Genomic DNA, 16,790 nt, shown 5'->3' with positions numbered 1-16,790 from the left:
GCTCCTACGCAAGCTTAGGAAAGGTAGCAACTTTATCGCGCTGCTGGCTTTCCGCGCTTCGCGGAACTATCTGCTTTAGGTCGCTAATGAAGCACTCCTGCCAGTGGTTAATATCGTTTTTCACGATAACGTCCAGCATCTCTGCATGACGGGAAATACGTTCCGCCAGCGACATAGTCAATGCACGATCCAGCGCAGCTGCAACTTCGTCACGATCGTAGGGGTTAACAATTAACGCCGACGTTAACTCGTTTGCCGCTCCCGCAAATTGCGAAAGAACAAGAACGCCCGGATTGGCTGGGTCCTGAGCGGCAACATACTCTTTTGCCACCAGGTTCATCCCGTCACGCAGTGGCGTCACTAAGCCCACGTCAGAGTAACGGAATATTTTCATCAGTAATTTACGGTCAAAATGCTGATTCAAATAATAAAGCGGCGTCCAGCCTAATTGCCCGTATTTACCATTAATTCGTCCAGCTTCATTTTCGAGCTGATGACGAATATCCTGATAGGCTTGCACATCACCACGCGACGTTGGTGCAATCTGGGTATAACGAATTTTACCATGATGCTGCGGATATTTTTCCAGCAACGCTTCATAGGCGAGAAAACGCTCTGGCAAACCTTTGGAATAATCCAGCCGTTCGACAGAAAAGATATTTTGTACGTTTTTCAATTCCGCTTTAAGTTGCGCCAGTTTTGGCGGCAGTGGCCCGGCAGCCTGTTTGGCTATTTCTTTCGGCTCAATGCCAATCGGGTAAACTTCCGTTCGAAATGCTTTGCCCCAGGCTGTATGGCTTTTTGCGCTACGCGTCGTGACGCGGGTCAGGTTAGAAAGGCAATCCAGGAACGCCAGACGATCGTTTTCTGTCTGGAACCCCAGCAAATCATAATCACAAAGCTGTTCAAGCAAGGTGTCATATGTCGGCAGCGCGTTGAAGATTTCCGGTGTCGGGAAAGGAATATGCAAAAAGAAACCAATGCGATTATTCACCCCACGTTTGCGTAATTCATGCGCAAAGGGCAACAGGTGATAATCGTGGATCCAGATAATGTCATCGTCTTGCAACAGCGGCAGTAATTTATCTGCCAGCAACGCATTTACGCGTAGATAGCCATCCCAGGCAGGACGCTGAAATTGCACCAGATCGAGCCGATAATGAAAAGCGGGCCAGAGAACGGCATTGGAGAATTTGTTGTAGTATTCGTCAAGGTCCTGTTCGCTGAGGTTAAAAGAGGCCCACGTAATGTTACCCTTTTTCACCTTTTTTAGCGGCTGATCCTCATTCCCTGTTTCACCGCTCCAGCCAAACCACAGTCCACCTGCGGCTTTCAGTGCCCCCAGTATGCCAACGGCAAGGCCACCGGCACTGGCGGCGTGCTCGTCTGGTGGTGCAATCCGGTTAGATACTACGACTAAACGACTCATAGTCATCACTCCTGTTACTTTCTCTTTTTTGTTGTAATGCGGTGGTTATCATTTCAAGCCAGCTCCAGACATCCGGCACGCCCGCCAGTCGCCATGATGCCTGAGTTGCACCTGTGCCAATTTTTACTGACATTCCGCCCAGCCGGTTAACGACTGCGAAGCCAGATTCATCGGTCAGATCATCGCCCAGAAATACGGGCGTTCGCCCGATAAAGGGAGCTTCCTGCATAAAAGCAGCAATCGCCTCACCTTTACTGGTACCTTTCGGTTTGATCTCGACAACACACTTTCCCTGCTGTAACGCCATTTGTGGCCAGATCTGAGTAATACGTTGCGCTAATGTCATTAATGCGTCTTCATGCTGCGGAGCCTGGCGATAATGCAGCGCAAAGGCCATCCCTTTCGTCTCCAGCTCCGCACCCGGAAACTGGGCGATAGCCGTGTGCAGTTGCACGCTAATATCACGCGCAATCGCATCCGGCAGATGAACGATATGCGTTTTACCATTGATGTCACGGCGCTCCGCCCCATGCACGCCCGCTAATGGGAAGCGATAAGGTTTTGCCAGTGCATCAAGCTCCACCATTGAGCGCCCTGATATCAATGCCAATGCACCATCACTTGCGGTTGCCAGTAGCTGAAGTCCTTGCAGAATAGTGTCAGGCACGACGACCTGATCGGGATGCGGTTTGATTTCCGCCAGCGTTCCATCGAGATCAAAAAACCAGGCATATTTCGCGGATAGTTCAGGGGTTTCGGTTAACGGTTCTGTCACCCGGTTCTCCTCCTTCTCTTTTCTTATTGTGTTGCGCAGAACGCGCTTTACAGACATGTAAGTATAGACAGTGTGACGGGGGTCGCCATTTGCAACGAAGAACAGCCAACCGTTGTGGCGGCTGGCTGTGGTGGGAAAAAACGCTAAATTGTTGTGGAAAAAAGCATCAGACAGTGCGTTTCGCTTTTTGCTTGTAACGGTCGAAAATCACCGCTGCCAGCAGGATTAAGCCGCGAACCACGTACTGGGCGAAAGGAGAAATATTAAGCAGGTTCATGGCATTTTCCACGGTGCCTAAAATTAAGATACCCGCCACCACATATGAGATTTTTCCGATGCCGCCTTTCAGAGAAACGCCACCTAAAACGCAGGCGGAGATAACAATCAGCTCATAACCAATCGACGTCATTGGCTGCCCACTGGTCATACGTGAAGCCAGAATAATTCCGGCTATCGCTGATACCAGACCAGAGAGAACAAAGATAATAATTTTGGTGCGAACAACCGGTACACCCGCCAGACGCGCAGCCTCTTCGTTCCCGCCAATCGCCAGGGTATTACGACCAAAGGTGGTTTTATTCAGCAGCAAGCCAAAGACAATCAGACACGCGACGGTAAGCCAGATTGGCGCAGGCAGACCGAACCAGTTGGCGTAACCAAGGGCAAAGAAGCTTTCATCTTCGATACCGACCGCTTTACCGTCTGAAATGATGTACGCCAGACCTCGAACAATCTGCATCGTTGCCAGTGTCGTGATCAGGGCATTTATTTTGAGTTTGGCGATAACAAAGCCATTGACCAGGCCACAGAGAACGCCCAGCAACAAACCCGCTGCCACGCCAATCCACAGGCTTTCAGTCAGGTTAATAACCACCGCCGTGGTGACACCCGCACAGGCAATTACGGAGGCGACAGAAAGGTCAAAGTCACCGGAAGCAAGGCAGAACAACATGCCACAAGCCACCATCCCCGACATGGAAATTGCCAGGCCCAACCCTTTCATATTAATGAAGGTGGCAAAATTTGGGACAAAAATGGCACAGGCGATAAAAAGCACCGCAAACACCACCAGCATGCCGTACTGATCCCAGATACGCCCGAAGCTGAATGACGACTTAGGTGCGCCAGATCCCGATGTAGAAACAGAAGACATCATACTCTCCTTTCTCAGGCAACTGCCTGGCTGACTTTAGGCATCGCAAGGCTCAGTGCCTGACGCTCATCTGCCTGCTCGTGTAACAATTCACCGGCGATTTCGCCTTCCCGCATCACCACAATCCGGTCGGCAACGCCGAGGACTTCAGGTAAGTCGCTGGAGGCAAACAGCACCGCCACACCCTGCGCCGCCAGCGCATAAATCACGTTATATATTTCGTGCTTAGCACCAACATCAATGCCACGCGTAGGTTCATCCAGCAAAATGACCTTCATCTCTTCCGATAACCAGCGGCCCAGAATGGCTTTTTGCTGATTTCCGCCTGAGAGATTCATGATCAGTTGCTCAGCGCCCGGCGTTTTGATGTTGAGCGAACGAATGTGGTGATCGGCATTGTTTTCTTCCCAACCGTTGTTGATTACACAACCGCCAAGCACATGTTTACGTCTGGCACTGATGTTGATATTGTCGCGAACGGAGTGCACGGGAATAATGCCTTCCGCTTTGCGATCTTCCGGACAGAGCATCATGCCTGCGGCAATGGCGTGGCTCGGTTTACGAATATCGATCGGCTGTTGGTCGATATAAACCTGACCGGCGGTGATTTGCGTCCCGCCAAACATGCCTTTCATTAATTCGCTACGCCCTGCCCCGACCAGACCAAACAGACCGACAATTTCACCACTGCGAACCGCCAGACTTATTGGCGTACGCACGCCTGGTGCTTTCACAGCATCAAGACGCAGCCGCTCCTCGCCATAACTACGCGGTTGCCAGCCGTAGATATCGCCAATGTCGCGCCCAACCATCGCCTGTACCAGTGCGTCGTGGTCAACCTGCTGCATATCGGTAAAGGTTTTGACATAACGCCCATCTTTAAAGACGGTGATGGCATCGCTGAGGGCAAATATTTCTTCCATACGGTGAGAAACGTATAAGATCACCCGCCCCTCTTTTCGCAGTTCACGAATGACGCGGAAAAGATTGTCGATTTCACGGGCAGAGAGGGAGCTGGTTGGCTCATCAAAGGCGATAATTTTGGCGTTACGCGCCAGCGCTTTGGCGATTTCAACCATCTGCCACTGACCAATGGAGAGATATTTCAGCGGCGTGTCCGGGTCAATATCCATACCAAGATGTTTAAGTTGTAAACCTGCCTCATAATTCAGCAATGAACGATTCACTATGCCGCCTTTATGCGGCAGCTGGCCGAGATAGATGTTTTCCGCGACGGTCATTTCCGGCACGAGATGCAGTTCCTGATAAATAATCGCCACCCCCGCGTTAAGTGCTGCGGTCGTGTCGGAAAAGGACATTTCCTGCCCATTAATCACTACAGAACCCGTGGTTGGCGCATAGTTGCCGCTGAGGATTTTTAAGAGAGTTGATTTTCCTGCGCCATTTTCACCCATCAACGCATGAACCTGACCGGCATAGCAATCAAAACTAATATCCGTCAGCGCCTTAACGCCGGGAAATGTTTTACCGATGCCGCGAAATGAGAGATACGGGGTAGACTGTTGCATAACGTCTCCGTGAATCACTGGTCGTTCACACCCCCTCTGCATCATGCAGAGGGGAATTTTTCCGGCAAATTACTTACCGCCTAAACCTTTTTTCTCCAGTTCTTCTTTAAAGTTGTCACGCGTGATCAGTACCACGTCGGTAACTTCGGTAAATTTTGGCGGTTCAACGTCTTTTGCTACCCAGTTGTAAAGCATTTCGCTGGATTTATAGCCATGTACGTCCGGGCTTGGCAGCAGGGAACCGTAGAAGCCGGTTGCCTGTGCCTTAGACAGTTCGCTCACCGCATCCACACCGTTAATACCGATACCGATGATATCGGCCGCTTTAAAGCCCTGACCTTCCGTCGCGCGTACGCCGCCCAGCACGGTGCTGTCGTTCATACCGACGATCAGCCAATGTTTAACTTCCGGATGTTGAACCAGCATTGAGTTGGCAGCGTCAAATGCCCCCGGGATGTCGTTAGATTTGGTAGGTACCTGATAAATTTGTTTTTCCGGGAATCCGGCCGCTTTCAGTGCGTCCATAGAACCCGTTGTACGGCGGCGGGCGGTATCCAGTTCGTTGGCGGTAATCGCCATCACCGCGCTTTCTTTGACATCCCAGCCACGTTTCTGCATCTCTTTATACAGTTCCTGGCCCTGACGTTCGCCAATTTTAGTCGCCGCCATCATCACCAGAGGAACGGTATCCATTGGCTTACCTTTGGCGTTAACAAACTGGTCATCCACGGCAATGACTTTCATATCGTAGCCACGCGCTTTCGCCACGATGGCAGAGCCGAGTTTCGGGTCCGGAGTACAAATAACGAAACCTTTTGCGCCACTGGCGGCCAGGCTATCGATCGCGTTCAATGTTTTTTCGCCATCCGGCACGGCAATCTTAATAACCTCAAACCCTAAATCCTTCCCAGCTTTATCGGCAAACTTCCATTCGGTCTGGAACCACGGCTCTTCCGGTTGCTTCACCAGGAAACCGAGCTTCAGGTTCTCCGCCATAGCGGATTGTGACATAACAGCTGCCAGACCAATGGCTGCCAGGGCTTTAGTAAATTTGTGCATGGTTCTCTCCAGCTTTAGTGTCGTTTTGTGTAGGGCAAAAACGAATGACTTTCGTTAAATTAATCGGAAAACAAAGCATTACCTTTTAACTAAAAGATAAGTGACCGTGTTGACATAGTTTTAGCGAGAAATTAATTCTCCATAGGAGAGCAATATCACATCGCAGAATTACAGTGAGAACGTGCATAAATTTAGCGGGAAAAGACATAAGGAAAAGCCAATTTGTCTGACAAATTGTCTAGTGCACAGCAGATTAATCCATAAGATTAGCCTGGAAATCCTTGTTGTCTTTGGTACCCAGCGGGATGTCTTTTTTTTAACCAGTCAATAGGCCACATTACCTGGCGTTGAGTTTTTGAAATGGTGTAATAACCGCAACTCAAAGATGTGGAAAAAGCGCGTCATTCATTTCGCAATTAATTATCACCGTGTTCATTAATTAACAGAACACGTATACTGAGAGCCATATCGCAAAAATGAAAAAACGTTTTAAAAAATCATTGCTTCATCATGAATTCAAATTCACCGATTAATATCAACAAGATACAAAAATCACTATCATTAAAATTCATTGCAGTTACATTGATTTCATCAATGAAATGTAAAAATATATAAACTTGATGATTTAAGCATTTTCTTATACCCATTCAGACGTTATTCTTATTTCAGATCATCGTCAGAATTGACTCCACGATCACATTTCGGACCGGCAGAAAGGAATTATTCTGCAAACAGTAATTATGGTGTTTTGATTTATCTTGCACCTCTCCACTTCTGGATATAAGGATATTAGGTATGGCAACCGCTGGAATGCTTCTCAAACTCAACTCTCAAATGAACCGCGAGTTTTACGCATCCAATCTCTACCTTCACCTGAGTAACTGGTGTTCTGAACAGAGTCTGAACGGCACCGCCACTTTCCTTCGCGCCCAGGCACAGAGTAACGTGACCCAAATGATGCGCATGTTTAACTTTATGAAGAGTGTCGGCGCTACTCCCATCGTTAAAGCCATTGATGTTCCCGGTGAAAAACTGAACTCACTGGAAGAACTTTTCCAAAAAACGATGGAAGAATACGAGCAACGTTCAAGCACGCTGGCACAGTTAGCCGATGAAGCTAAAGAACTGAATGATGATTCAACCGTCAATTTCCTGCGCGATCTGGAAAAAGAACAGCAGCATGATGGCCTGTTGCTGCAAACCATTCTTGATGAAGTGCGCAGTGCGAAACTTGCTGGTATGTGCCCTGTGCAGACTGACCAACATGTTCTGAATGTCGTGTCGCATCAGCTGCATTGATCGTCATCGGCGCTAATGCAATTGCGCCGATGAAGTTTTTGAGAAACCGCTGCCTCATCTTTTTGAAGCAGCGGTTTTTTAATGGGATTCGCCCTGTGGGGTAAACTTGAGTTCAATCAGCGCGATGGCTTTTTGGATTGCCCGCATGGTGACCGGGTCTGCGGCGGCGGGATGGTGAGTAAAGTCGATATTCTTCAGCTGGCTGGACATTTTTTCGCGAACTTCAACGGGCGCGATTACATCCAGAACGTCGAGAATTTGTTTGATAACCAACTGGCAAGCAACCACATCAGAAACCAGTTCCTGATCGGCATTCAGCGGCTGGGACATCGTAAACTCCTGATAGCATTTTGAAAGCCGTTATAGTAGCGGCTTCACATCTTCAGCGATAGTCACATCCACCGTCACCAGGACACAAAAAAACCTGCCGGAGCAGGTTTTTTGTTATCGGAACATATTGCCTGGCGGTACGTCTTTGAACGTCTTGCAATAGTTATTGAACATACTTTTCAGGATCTTGCGCAGTTTCATCGCGGCACTCCGACTATTTGTTATGCAGGTGTTATTGTCTTTGCACTTATAATATGACAATCATCACAAAAATCAATCTTTATGTGATGTAAATCACATAAATACCCCTTTAATGTTATAAAAATGATAATCAAAAAGCAGCCCCCCCATTTCTGACACCTACAGATGGCAAGAAATAGCGCCTGCCAGGCGTCTTTTTCGGCCATTGTCGCAGCGCTGTAACACGTAAAATAGTGCTTTCTCTTACTCTTCTGGCTGGACCATGAGACTTCTGATTCTGACTCTTTCATTAATAACGCTGGCGGGGTGTACGGTTACTCGCCAGGCCCATGTGAGCGAAGTTGACGCGGCAACAGGTATTGTACGGTTGGTTTATGATCAGGCTTTTTTGCAGCATGCCCGTACCGATCGTTATGTCAGTCGCGGGATCGCCGATCGCGCATGCCAGCAGGAAGGCTATACCCACGCGATCCCCTTTGGTCAGCCAGTAGGCAACTGTAGCCTTTTTGCGGGTTCCTTATGTTTGAATACGGAATTCACTTTGTCATATCAGTGCCATCATTCCGCCTTCCCTGTCTTTCTCTAAATGTTTTAATCAGCGAGGGGGATCTTCGCTGATTAAATAAATAGCGGTAATGCGTTTTATTCCCATTCGTATTTTTAATAAATGAAGTTTATATTTTACCTTTTGCAAATAATAAAATAACAAATTATAGTGACGCCACAGCAACAAATATAACCTTTGTGGAGCACTATCATGCTGAAACCAGAAATGATTGAAAAACTTAATGAGCAGATGAACCTGGAACTGTACTCTTCACTGCTTTATCAGCAAATGAGCGCCTGGTGCAGCTATCATACCTTCGAAGGTGCTGCCGCGTTCCTGCGCCGTCACGCCCAGGAAGAGATGACGCATATGCAGCGTCTGTTTGATTATCTGACTGATACCGGCAATTTACCGCGTATTAATACCGTTGAATCTCCGTTTGCTGAATATTCCTCACTTGATGAATTATTCCAGGAAACCTATAAACACGAACAATTAATCACGCAGAAAATTAACGAACTGGCTCATGCTGCGATGACCAATCAGGACTACCCAACATTTAATTTCCTGCAATGGTATGTTTCTGAGCAGCATGAAGAAGAGAAACTGTTCAAATCGATTATTGATAAATTAAGCCTGGCAGGCAAAAGCGGCGAAGGTCTGTATTTTATCGACAAAGAACTCTCTACCCTCGACACACAAAACTAATGTTCTCCGGCGGCAGGTTTACTGCCGCCGTTTCAAATCAGTGACGGCAAATCTTACTCTGATCGGTCGAAAAACCTTCTTCCGAAGGTATAAATTTGCCTTTTGCTGCCAGAAACGCTACCAGCTCTCCCGCTGTCATCCCTTCTGCCGAGCAAGTGTGAAAACGTGCCTGTTCACCAAAACGCGCTTTAATCGCAGCTTCCAGACTGGCATGCGTATATTGCTCACCTGATTCAATCATCATATTTAACACTTCATGACCGTGAATAGAGTCCATCGTTCCTCCTCAAAAAAAGGCTAGCGTAGCGATTGCCGCTTACCAAGACTTTGCGCCAGCGCAGGACTGAACGCATTTTATTGTACATTTATATTTACACCATATGTAACGCCGGTTTGACGAACCAGCCGTTATGCCTTAACCTGCGCCGCAGATATCACTCATAAAGATCGTCAGGACAGAAGAAAGCGTGAAAAACAGAACTCTGGGAAGTGTTTTTATCGTGGCGGGAACCACAATTGGCGCAGGCATGCTGGCAATGCCGCTGGCTGCGGCAGGTGTCGGTTTTAGCGTCACGTTAATCTTGTTGATTGGGCTTTGGGCGTTGATGTGCTACACGGCGCTATTACTGCTGGAGGTGTACCAGCATGTCCCGGCAGATACCGGCCTGGGCACGCTGGCAAAACGCTATCTGGGACGCTACGGTCAGTGGCTGACAGGCTTCAGTATGATGTTCTTAATGTATGCTCTGACTGCGGCATACATCAGCGGTGCCGGTGAATTGTTGGCCTCCAGCATCAGCGACTGGACAGGTATTTCAATGTCGGCAACCGCTGGCGTGCTGTTGTTCACTTTTGTTGCCGGTGGCGTGGTTTGTGTCGGGACATCGCTGGTCGATTTGTTTAACCGTTTTCTGTTCAGCGCCAAGATTATTTTTCTGGTGGTAATGCTGGTACTACTGCTGCCGCATATTCACAAAGTGAATCTTTTAACCCTGCCGTTGCAACAGGGGCTCGCACTATCTGCAATCCCGGTGATTTTTACGTCGTTTGGTTTTCACGGTAGCGTGCCGAGTATTGTCAGCTATATGGATGGCAACATTCGTAAACTACGCTGGGTGTTTATAATCGGTAGTGCGATCCCCCTGGTGGCATATATTTTCTGGCAGGTGGCGACCCTTGGCAGCATTGATTCAACAACCTTTATGGGATTGCTGGCTAATCATGCCGGATTAAACGGGCTGTTACAGGCGTTACGCGAAATGGTAGCCTCTCCGCATGTTGAGCTGGCGGTGCATTTATTTGCTGATTTAGCCCTCGCCACGTCATTTCTCGGCGTTGCGTTAGGTTTATTTGATTATCTGGCTGATTTGTTTCAGCGTTCAAATACCGTTGGTGGACGATTGCAAACTGGTGCAATTACCTTTCTGCCGCCGTTGGCGTTTGCACTGTTTTATCCACGAGGATTTGTGATGGCGCTGGGTTACGCCGGTGTGGCGCTGGCGGTACTGGCATTGATTATCCCTTCGCTGTTGACCTGGCAAAGCAGAAAGCACAATCCTCAGGCGGGTTACCGGGTGAAAGGTGGTCGTCCGGCGCTGGTGGTGGTGTTTCTCTGTGGTATTGCTGTGATTGGCGTGCAATTTTTGATTGCGGCAGGCTTGTTACCAGAAGTGGGATGATTAGATCTTATTGGGTGCCAGAATTAACGCTGACACCCAATTTGACCTCTTAATGCAGACAGCACTGCTTAAATTTCTTACCACTACCGCACGGGCAAGGATCATTACGCCCCGGTTTCTCTTCTGCTTTGATCGGTTGCTGAACAGCTTTTTCCTGCGGATGCGCCATCCAGTACGCATGTAGATCAAGCGCCGCCAGTCGAATGGCATCTACGCTCTCTTCAAACGCTTCTGGCGACATCTTCTCTACCCGCTCGAAGTTTTCCTCAGTACCGTGCAGCGCAATCGCCTCCAGCGCTGGTTTTAACGAATCGGGCAACGTTGACCAGTCAGAAAGTGCCACGCCCCGCATATAGCCAAAGCACCACTCCTCAACAATCGTCAGCTCGCTGCCATCGACTTCTCGCAAGCCGAATAACGGCTCAAACTGCTCCGGGAATTCGTTCAGACGCTCTGCGGTATCGGCCATATGTTGAAAAGCCAGGTTCATAAAGCGTGTCATCTCTTTCTCTGACGCCCAGCGCGGCACATAGTCAGCCCCACCCCATACGGCAACCAGCCACTGTGCCGGTTCAATCTCTTGCGGAGAACTCAACACCGCCGTCAATAAACCGTCCAGTTCCGCCACATCAAGGATGGCGTGGTCAGTGTTGTATTTGGTCAGAATATCGTCCAGCCATTCCAACTCACTTTCGTTTAACGGTCCCGTTTTCATACGCTTTTCCTTGTGGATCTCAACTCGCCAGCACCTATCTTACATGTCGGTCCGTAACAGAGATACTTTTTGAGTGGCTTTGCCGGTGATTAATAATTAAGGAGGGTGTAACGACAAGTTGCAGGCACAAAAAAACCACCCGAAGGTGGTTTCACGACACTGCTTATTGCTTTGATTTTATTCTTATCTTTCCCATGGTACCCGGAGCGGGACTTGAACCCGCACAGCGCGAACGCCGAGGGATTTTAAATCCCTTGTGTCTACCGATTCCACCATCCGGGCTCGGGAAGAAAGTGGAGGCGCGTTCCGGAGTCGAACCGGACTAGACGGATTTGCAATCCGCTACATAACCGCTTTGTTAACGCGCCAAATTCTTCAGGCCTTTCAGCCAGACATCCGCTTGACGCCGATGTCTTTTAAACTGGAGCGGGAAACGAGACTCGAACTCGCGACCCCGACCTTGGCAAGGTCGTGCTCTACCAACTGAGCTATTCCCGCATTCATCAAGCAATCAGTTAATCACTTGATTTTATTATCGTCTGGCAATCAGTGCCGCCGTTCGATGCGTTGCATTCTACTTACCTGGCGCGATGAGTCAACGATATTTTTCACCACTTTTGATCGTTTGCTGAAAATTGCGCCGAAACGATCACTGATCAAGCAAATCTGCACGCGCAGCGCTCAAATATTGCAACATTGACCACAGCGTCAGTACAGCAGCCACAAAGAAAAGTGCAATACCGGCGTACTCAACCCAAATGTTCGGACGCCACAGCAGCCAGGCCAACGCCACCATCTGGGCAGTGGTTTTCACTTTCCCAATCCAGGAGACAGCCACGCTACTGCGTTTACCCAACTCCGCCATCCATTCGCGTAGCGCAGAAATAATAATTTCACGGGCGATCATCGTTGCCGCCGGTAAGGTCACCCACCAGCTGTGATAATGCTCGGTTACCAGCACCATGGCGATAGCCACGAGAACTTTATCTGCGACAGGGTCAAGGAAAGCACCAAACCGGGTACTCTGGTTCCAGCGGCGTGCCAGAAAACCATCGAACCAGTCAGTCACCGCCGCGACGCAGAAAATGAGCGCGGCGGCAAACGGCGACCAGGTGACAGGCAGATAAAAGACCAATACAAAGAATGGGATAAGGATGACACGGAACAGTGTAAGCAACGTAGGGATATTAAATTGCATAATGACGGGTAACTATCTGTTGTCAGTAAGATTACCCCTATGTTGCTACAGAGACATCAATGTTTCAACGACCAGAAGATCTTTTCTGCCAGACCTTGCGAAATACCCGGCACTTTTGCAATTTCCTCAACGCTGGCGTTACGTAAACCTTGCAAACCGCCCATATATTTCAACAACATTTGCCGACGTTTTGGCCCGACGCCTTCAATGGTTTCCAGGGAACTGGTATTTTTGACCTTCGCCCGTTTCTTACGGTGCCCACCAATCGCGTGATCGTGTGATTCATCGCGAATATGCTGGATAACATGCAGCGCGGGAGAATCTGGCGGCAAACTAAATCCCTCACCTTCCGGCTCAAAGAACAGCGTTTCCAGCCCAGCCTTACGATCTGCTCCTTTGGCAACGCCAAGTAGCAGCGGATGATTTTTATCCCATGAGACATCCAGTTCGGCGAAGACATTTTTCGCCTGCGCAAGCTGGCCTTTGCCGCCGTCGATAAGGATCACATCCGGGATCTTACTGTCGTCAATGGCTTTACCATAACGCCGACGCAGCACCTGATTCATCGCCGCATAATCATCGCCCGGCGTGATGCCAGTAATGTTATAGCGCCGATACTCCGCACGCAGCGGGCCGTTAGCATCAAACACCACACAGGAAGCGACGGTTTGTTCACCCATGGTATGGCTGATGTCAAAGCACTCCATCCGCTTCACTTCCGGCAATTTCAACACGCTGGCAAGCGCGGTCAGCCGCTGGTGAACGGTAGATTGCTGCGAAAGTTTGCTGGTTAAGGCCGTCGCCGCATTGGTGCGCGCGAGTTTCAGATAACGCGCTCTATCGCCACGAGGTTTGGTTTGAACATTAATCTTGCGTCCCGCCAGTTCTGAAAGGGAATCAGCGAGCAGCGTTTTATCGCTAAGATTAAAATCGAGCAGGATCTCACCCGGTAAGGTGCGCATCTGGCTGCCTTGTAAATAGAACTGACCTACGAAGGTTTCCACCACCTCGCTCAGTTCCGTACCGCCAGGCACTTTCGGGAAATAGCTGCGGCTGCCGAGCACTTTGCCCTGACGAATGAACAATACGTGGACACAAGCCATACCCGCATCGAACGCCACTCCAATAACGTCAAGGTCGTCGCCGGTATTGGAAACAAACTGTTTTTCGGTGACACGTCGCACCGCCTGAATTTGGTCGCGAATCCGCGCCGCTTCTTCAAACTCCAGATTCTGACTTGCAGTTTCCATACGACTAATGAGTTGCGTAAGCACCTGATCATCTTTGCCAGACAAAAACAAGCGCACATACTCGACCTGCTGAGCGTATTCTTCTTCACTCACCAGTCCTTCAACGCACGGCCCCAGACAGCGCCCTATCTGATATTGCAGACACGGACGCGAGCGATTGCGATAAACACTATTTTCGCACTGGCGAATGGGGAATATCTTTTGCAGTAACGCCAGTGTTTCACGTACGGCATAACCATTCGGGAACGGGCCGAAATATTCACCTTTGGCATGCTTCGCACCACGATGCATCGCCAGACGCGGGTGGGTATCGCCACTCAGGAAGATAAAAGGATAAGATTTATCATCGCGTAGCAAAACGTTGTAACGCGGCTGATAGAGTTTGATGTAGTTGTGTTCCAGCAACAGCGCTTCGGTTTCTGTATGAGTAACCGTGACATCAATTTGCTGGATCTGGGCGACCAGCGCTTCGGTTTTGCGCGAAGCGAGGTTGCTACGGAAATAGCTGGAAAGCCGTTTTTTCAGGTCTTTCGCTTTGCCGACATAGATAACCGTACCACCAGCATCGTACATGCGATAAACGCCTGGCTGGCTGGTTACGGTTTTTAAAAACGCTTTTGCGTCAAACTGATCACTCACTGACTTGATAATGTCTCCGCATTACACAGACCATGGCGAATTGCCAGGTGAGTCAGCTCAACATCGCCATGAATGTTTAGTTTACTGAACATACGATAGCGGTAGCTGTTCACCGTTTTCGGACTGAGATTGAGCTGTTCTGAGATCTCATTGACCTTCTGGCCCTTGGTGATCATCAGCATAATCTGCAATTCACGTTCAGACAAACTGGCAAATGGGCTTTCTGTTTTTTCTGGTTCGATCTGGCTTAACGCCATTTGTTGAGCGATATCAGAAGCAATGTAACGCTGCCCTGAATAGACAGAACGAATCGCACTCACGACTTCCTGCGGAGCCGCGCCTTTGCTGAGGTAGCCCGCAGCTCCGGCCTGCATGACTTTCGCTGGTAAAGGGTTTTCTGTATGGACGGTAAGCATGATGATTTTGACATCAGCTGTGGAACGCGCGATTTTACGCGTCGCCTCAAGACCGCCAATGCCCGGCATACTCATGTCCATTAGCACCACGTCAACGGCATTTGCCCGGCACCATTTAACGGCGTCTTCACCGCACGATGCCTCACCGACGACTTTTATACCCTTTATATCTTCCAGAATGCGTCGTATCCCTGCGCGCACCAGTTCGTGGTCATCAACAAGTAGAACGTTGATCAAAGGAATATCTCCAGAAATAGGGATAACGCTACTGATAGTTAGTCATTCGTATATTAGCGGTTTTTATTGCAACTTTGAAACGTTAAAAATGGTGGGTATTCGATTTTTCTCTCGTTTTTGTCAATTCGATTGTCCACAGTTATGGTCACGCCCGTCACCAACGGCTTCCGGGATCGTTTCACAGTAAGCCCGGCGATGAAATGTGACAAAAATTGACTTTATTCAGCAAAAATGAAAATCAGCCCGCTGAATATGTAACATTAATTAACCCGAACAATACGGGCAAAAAACATTCATGATAAAAATATTTATTGGTCATTATATTAACGTATTTTATAGTACTGTTGATATCACGCTCAAAAAACAACCACTGCTATTTTTAGCAAAGCTTATGGTATACTCCGCCGCCTTAACATTTTTCACCGCAAATTTTCATTGCAACATGACGAGGAAAATAAATGAGTACGCCTGATTTTTCTACTGCCGAGAATAATCAAGAACTGGCAAATGAAGTCTCCTGCCTGAAAGCGATGCTGACGCTGATGCTGCAGGCGATGGGACAAGCTGACGCGGGCCGCGTGATGTTAAAGATGGAAAAACAGCTTGCGCTGATCGAAGACGAAACCCAGGCTGCAGTATTTTCCAAAACGGTTAAGCAAATTAAACAAGCCTACCGTCAGTAATATAAAACCGGCTGAGAGCGTGTCTTTCAGCCGGTTTTTGCATCTGGCACGCAGAAAGAAAAGCGATCAAATTAAGCCAGTAGCGGCCGCGTAACAGGCCACCTGGGTCTTATTCGGTGCATTGATTTTTTTCTGCATGTTTTTCTGATGGAAATTGACCGTATTCTCAGAGATTGACAAAATCATCGCTATCTCTGCTGATGTCTTCCCTTCCGCCGTCCATTTCAGAATTTCTTTTTCGCGCTTGCTGAAATTCATCTCTGGCGTCATCACTATTTCATCATTTAAACGCATTAGAGCCATCAAACTTTCGCGCACCAGTAACTGCATTTTTAATTGCAGTTCATCACTAAGAATGGGTATTTCGCGCGTGCTGCAACGGGAAAAGGACAAAAAGCCCAGCGCCCGATTTGGCAGCATTAAATACTGAGTGACACCGCGGCGTAAACCATGTGCGCGCGCAGCTTCCCATAACGGCTGTGCTTCGCTGAATAAGTCATCATTCCACATTAAATGGCCCTGACTAAAGTTTTCAGGGTTCAGCACAGGATCAATTGCGAGAAAATTTTTTGCCTGATAATAACTAACCCACGACTCAGGGTAATTGGTGTAGAAAGCCACTTTAGGTCGCGTGAATGGTACCGGGTGGCGAACACATAACGAATAGTAATCGTACTCCAGCTGCTGAGCCTGAAGCTCTATTTCATGGTAGACCTCTTCTGCGGCCTCCATCCTCTGAAAACGCAACAGCATCGTGCGAAGCCAGCTGAAAAAATCCGTATCCTGCATAGTAAACCGCAACGCCCCTGAGAGTGAGTATCATTTATAATGATAATTCAAACTATCACATAAATAAGATTTATATATAATTTATATTATTCAGGCAATGAATTACTTTTGCAAGCCATCGCATTCTCTTATGTTATTAATGAGTTATGCTGAT

Annotated in this window: 19 protein-coding genes and 3 tRNA genes; 6 read left to right on the top strand and 16 right to left on the bottom strand. The window is 48.5% G+C overall.

Features of this window, described 5'->3' with window-relative positions; genetic code table 11:
* Nucleotides 1–4: 4 nt before the first annotated feature.
* The 5 genes from otsA to araF form a co-directional block, all read right to left on the bottom strand.
* Nucleotides 5–1,429, bottom strand: coding sequence for an alpha,alpha-trehalose-phosphate synthase (gene otsA / locus ACJHX7_RS03235; RefSeq protein ID WP_001361494.1), 1,425 nt, complete (start codon nt 1,427–1,429; stop codon nt 5–7).
* Entirely contained in the window at nt 1,404–2,204 is an 801-nt protein-coding gene (otsB, locus tag ACJHX7_RS03230; RefSeq protein WP_075861804.1) for a trehalose-phosphatase, read from the bottom strand. Before otsB ends, otsA begins: the two co-directional genes overlap by 26 nt.
* A 166-nt stretch (nt 2,205–2,370) precedes the next feature.
* Nucleotides 2,371–3,357: an arabinose ABC transporter permease AraH gene (gene araH / locus ACJHX7_RS03225; protein WP_001306740.1), complete on the bottom strand. Its 987-nt coding sequence runs from the start codon at nt 3,355–3,357 to the stop codon at nt 2,371–2,373.
* A 14-nt stretch (nt 3,358–3,371) separates the two neighbouring features.
* Entirely contained in the window at nt 3,372–4,886 is a 1,515-nt protein-coding gene (gene araG / locus ACJHX7_RS03220) for an arabinose ABC transporter ATP-binding protein AraG (protein WP_001187819.1), read from the bottom strand.
* A gap of 69 nt (nt 4,887–4,955) precedes the next feature.
* Complete coding sequence (araF, locus tag ACJHX7_RS03215; protein WP_000548675.1) at nt 4,956–5,945, bottom strand: arabinose ABC transporter substrate-binding protein AraF; 990 nt, start codon at nt 5,943–5,945, stop codon at nt 4,956–4,958.
* 795 nt (nt 5,946–6,740) lie between these two features.
* Here araF and ACJHX7_RS03210 point away from each other — a divergent pair.
* On the top strand, nt 6,741–7,244 hold the full coding sequence (locus ACJHX7_RS03210; RefSeq protein WP_000179469.1) for a non-heme ferritin-like protein: 504 nt from the start codon (nt 6,741–6,743) through the stop codon (nt 7,242–7,244).
* 78 nt (nt 7,245–7,322) lie between these two features.
* On the opposite strand, the gene yecJ is transcribed toward ACJHX7_RS03210, so the two are convergent.
* Nucleotides 7,323–7,574 (bottom strand): DUF2766 family protein YecJ, encoded by a 252-nt coding sequence (yecJ, locus tag ACJHX7_RS03205; RefSeq protein WP_000082120.1) that lies wholly within the window; start codon nt 7,572–7,574, stop codon nt 7,323–7,325.
* A 114-nt stretch (nt 7,575–7,688) separates the two neighbouring features.
* On the bottom strand, nt 7,689–7,775 hold the full coding sequence (gene azuC / locus ACJHX7_RS03200) for a stress response protein AzuC (RefSeq protein WP_010723106.1): 87 nt from the start codon (nt 7,773–7,775) through the stop codon (nt 7,689–7,691).
* A gap of 262 nt (nt 7,776–8,037) precedes the next feature.
* On the opposite strand from azuC, the gene ACJHX7_RS03195 reads away from it, so the two are divergent.
* Together ACJHX7_RS03195 and ftnA are read left to right on the top strand one after the other, a co-directional pair.
* Nucleotides 8,038–8,361: a YecR-like lipofamily protein gene (locus ACJHX7_RS03195; protein WP_001237875.1), complete on the top strand. Its 324-nt coding sequence runs from the start codon at nt 8,038–8,040 to the stop codon at nt 8,359–8,361.
* Between the two features lie 171 nt (nt 8,362–8,532).
* A complete protein-coding gene (gene ftnA / locus ACJHX7_RS03190; protein ID WP_000917208.1) occupies nt 8,533–9,030 on the top strand; it encodes a non-heme ferritin in 498 nt (165 codons plus the stop codon).
* Between the two features lie 37 nt (nt 9,031–9,067).
* Here ftnA and ACJHX7_RS03185 read toward each other — a convergent pair whose 3' ends face one another.
* The gene (locus tag ACJHX7_RS03185; protein WP_000377224.1) at nt 9,068–9,307 is read right to left on the bottom strand and encodes a YecH family metal-binding protein; all 240 of its coding nucleotides are present in this window, start codon (nt 9,305–9,307) and stop codon (nt 9,068–9,070) included.
* A gap of 190 nt (nt 9,308–9,497) precedes the next feature.
* Between ACJHX7_RS03185 and tyrP the strand changes: the two genes are divergently transcribed.
* The gene (tyrP, locus tag ACJHX7_RS03180; RefSeq protein ID WP_000797560.1) at nt 9,498–10,709 is read left to right on the top strand and encodes a tyrosine transporter TyrP; all 1,212 of its coding nucleotides are present in this window, start codon (nt 9,498–9,500) and stop codon (nt 10,707–10,709) included.
* 49 nt (nt 10,710–10,758) lie between these two features.
* Here the strand turns inward: tyrP and yecA are convergent, their stop codons facing one another.
* From yecA to uvrY, 7 genes are all read right to left on the bottom strand, one after another.
* On the bottom strand, nt 10,759–11,424 hold the full coding sequence (yecA, locus tag ACJHX7_RS03175) for a UPF0149 family protein YecA (protein ID WP_000847882.1): 666 nt from the start codon (nt 11,422–11,424) through the stop codon (nt 10,759–10,761).
* 195 nt (nt 11,425–11,619) lie between these two features.
* Nucleotides 11,620–11,706 (bottom strand) — tRNA-Leu (locus ACJHX7_RS03170).
* Between the two features lie 12 nt (nt 11,707–11,718).
* A tRNA-Cys gene (locus tag ACJHX7_RS03165) sits at nt 11,719–11,792 on the bottom strand.
* 54 nt (nt 11,793–11,846) lie between these two features.
* A tRNA-Gly gene (locus ACJHX7_RS03160) sits at nt 11,847–11,922 on the bottom strand.
* Nucleotides 11,923–12,073: 151 nt separating this feature from the next.
* Nucleotides 12,074–12,622 carry a CDP-diacylglycerol--glycerol-3-phosphate 3-phosphatidyltransferase gene (gene pgsA, locus ACJHX7_RS03155; protein ID WP_001160187.1) on the bottom strand — a complete coding sequence of 183 codons (549 nt, stop codon included), beginning with the start codon at nt 12,620–12,622 and terminating at the stop codon, nt 12,074–12,076.
* A gap of 56 nt (nt 12,623–12,678) precedes the next feature.
* The gene (uvrC, locus tag ACJHX7_RS03150) at nt 12,679–14,511 is read right to left on the bottom strand and encodes an excinuclease ABC subunit UvrC (RefSeq protein ID WP_001283421.1); all 1,833 of its coding nucleotides are present in this window, start codon (nt 14,509–14,511) and stop codon (nt 12,679–12,681) included.
* Nucleotides 14,508–15,164 carry a UvrY/SirA/GacA family response regulator transcription factor gene (gene uvrY, locus ACJHX7_RS03145; RefSeq protein WP_000611328.1) on the bottom strand — a complete coding sequence of 219 codons (657 nt, stop codon included), beginning with the start codon at nt 15,162–15,164 and terminating at the stop codon, nt 14,508–14,510. The genes uvrC and uvrY overlap by 4 nt, the downstream gene beginning before the upstream one ends.
* A gap of 295 nt (nt 15,165–15,459) precedes the next feature.
* On the opposite strand from uvrY, the gene yecU reads away from it, so the two are divergent.
* Together yecU and yecF are read left to right on the top strand one after the other, a co-directional pair.
* Nucleotides 15,460–15,636, top strand: coding sequence for a protein YecU (gene yecU, locus ACJHX7_RS03140; RefSeq protein WP_001307856.1), 177 nt, complete (start codon nt 15,460–15,462; stop codon nt 15,634–15,636).
* Nucleotides 15,623–15,847 carry a DUF2594 family protein YecF gene (yecF, locus tag ACJHX7_RS03135; RefSeq protein ID WP_000106474.1) on the top strand — a complete coding sequence of 75 codons (225 nt, stop codon included), beginning with the start codon at nt 15,623–15,625 and terminating at the stop codon, nt 15,845–15,847. The genes yecU and yecF overlap by 14 nt, the downstream gene beginning before the upstream one ends.
* 66 nt (nt 15,848–15,913) lie before the next feature.
* Here yecF and sdiA read toward each other — a convergent pair whose 3' ends face one another.
* The gene (sdiA, locus tag ACJHX7_RS03130; protein WP_001154255.1) at nt 15,914–16,636 is read right to left on the bottom strand and encodes a transcriptional regulator SdiA; all 723 of its coding nucleotides are present in this window, start codon (nt 16,634–16,636) and stop codon (nt 15,914–15,916) included.
* Nucleotides 16,637–16,790 lie beyond the last annotated feature (154 nt).

The sequence above is a fragment of the Escherichia sp. WS1451 genome, assembly GCF_046487365.1.
Classification (GTDB): Bacteria; Pseudomonadota; Gammaproteobacteria; order Enterobacterales; family Enterobacteriaceae; genus Escherichia; species Escherichia coli.
This window is presented reverse-complemented; position numbering and strand designations above follow the sequence as displayed.

Excerpts from the sequence above, each read along its gene's own strand:
- otsA (WP_001361494.1), bottom strand. The coding sequence starts at position 1,429 with ATGAGTCGTTTAGTCGTAGTATCTAACCGGATTGCACCACCAGACGAG.
- araH (WP_001306740.1), bottom strand. The coding sequence starts at position 3,357 with ATGTCTTCTGTTTCTACATCGGGATCTGGCGCACCTAAGTCGTCATTC.
- araG (WP_001187819.1), bottom strand. The coding sequence starts at position 4,886 with ATGCAACAGTCTACCCCGTATCTCTCATTTCGCGGCATCGGTAAAACA.
- araF (WP_000548675.1), bottom strand. The coding sequence starts at position 5,945 with ATGCACAAATTTACTAAAGCCCTGGCAGCCATTGGTCTGGCAGCTGTT.
- ACJHX7_RS03210 (WP_000179469.1), top strand. The coding sequence starts at position 6,741 with ATGGCAACCGCTGGAATGCTTCTCAAACTCAACTCTCAAATGAACCGC.
- yecJ (WP_000082120.1), bottom strand. The coding sequence starts at position 7,574 with ATGTCCCAGCCGCTGAATGCCGATCAGGAACTGGTTTCTGATGTGGTT.
- azuC (WP_010723106.1), bottom strand. The coding sequence starts at position 7,775 with ATGAAACTGCGCAAGATCCTGAAAAGTATGTTCAATAACTATTGCAAG.
- ACJHX7_RS03195 (WP_001237875.1), top strand. The coding sequence starts at position 8,038 with ATGAGACTTCTGATTCTGACTCTTTCATTAATAACGCTGGCGGGGTGT.
- ftnA (WP_000917208.1), top strand. The coding sequence starts at position 8,533 with ATGCTGAAACCAGAAATGATTGAAAAACTTAATGAGCAGATGAACCTG.
- ACJHX7_RS03185 (WP_000377224.1), bottom strand. The coding sequence starts at position 9,307 with ATGGACTCTATTCACGGTCATGAAGTGTTAAATATGATGATTGAATCA.
- yecA (WP_000847882.1), bottom strand. The coding sequence starts at position 11,424 with ATGAAAACGGGACCGTTAAACGAAAGTGAGTTGGAATGGCTGGACGAT.
- pgsA (WP_001160187.1), bottom strand. The coding sequence starts at position 12,622 with ATGCAATTTAATATCCCTACGTTGCTTACACTGTTCCGTGTCATCCTT.
- yecU (WP_001307856.1), top strand. The coding sequence starts at position 15,460 with ATGATAAAAATATTTATTGGTCATTATATTAACGTATTTTATAGTACT.
- yecF (WP_000106474.1), top strand. The coding sequence starts at position 15,623 with ATGAGTACGCCTGATTTTTCTACTGCCGAGAATAATCAAGAACTGGCA.
- sdiA (WP_001154255.1), bottom strand. The coding sequence starts at position 16,636 with ATGCAGGATACGGATTTTTTCAGCTGGCTTCGCACGATGCTGTTGCGT.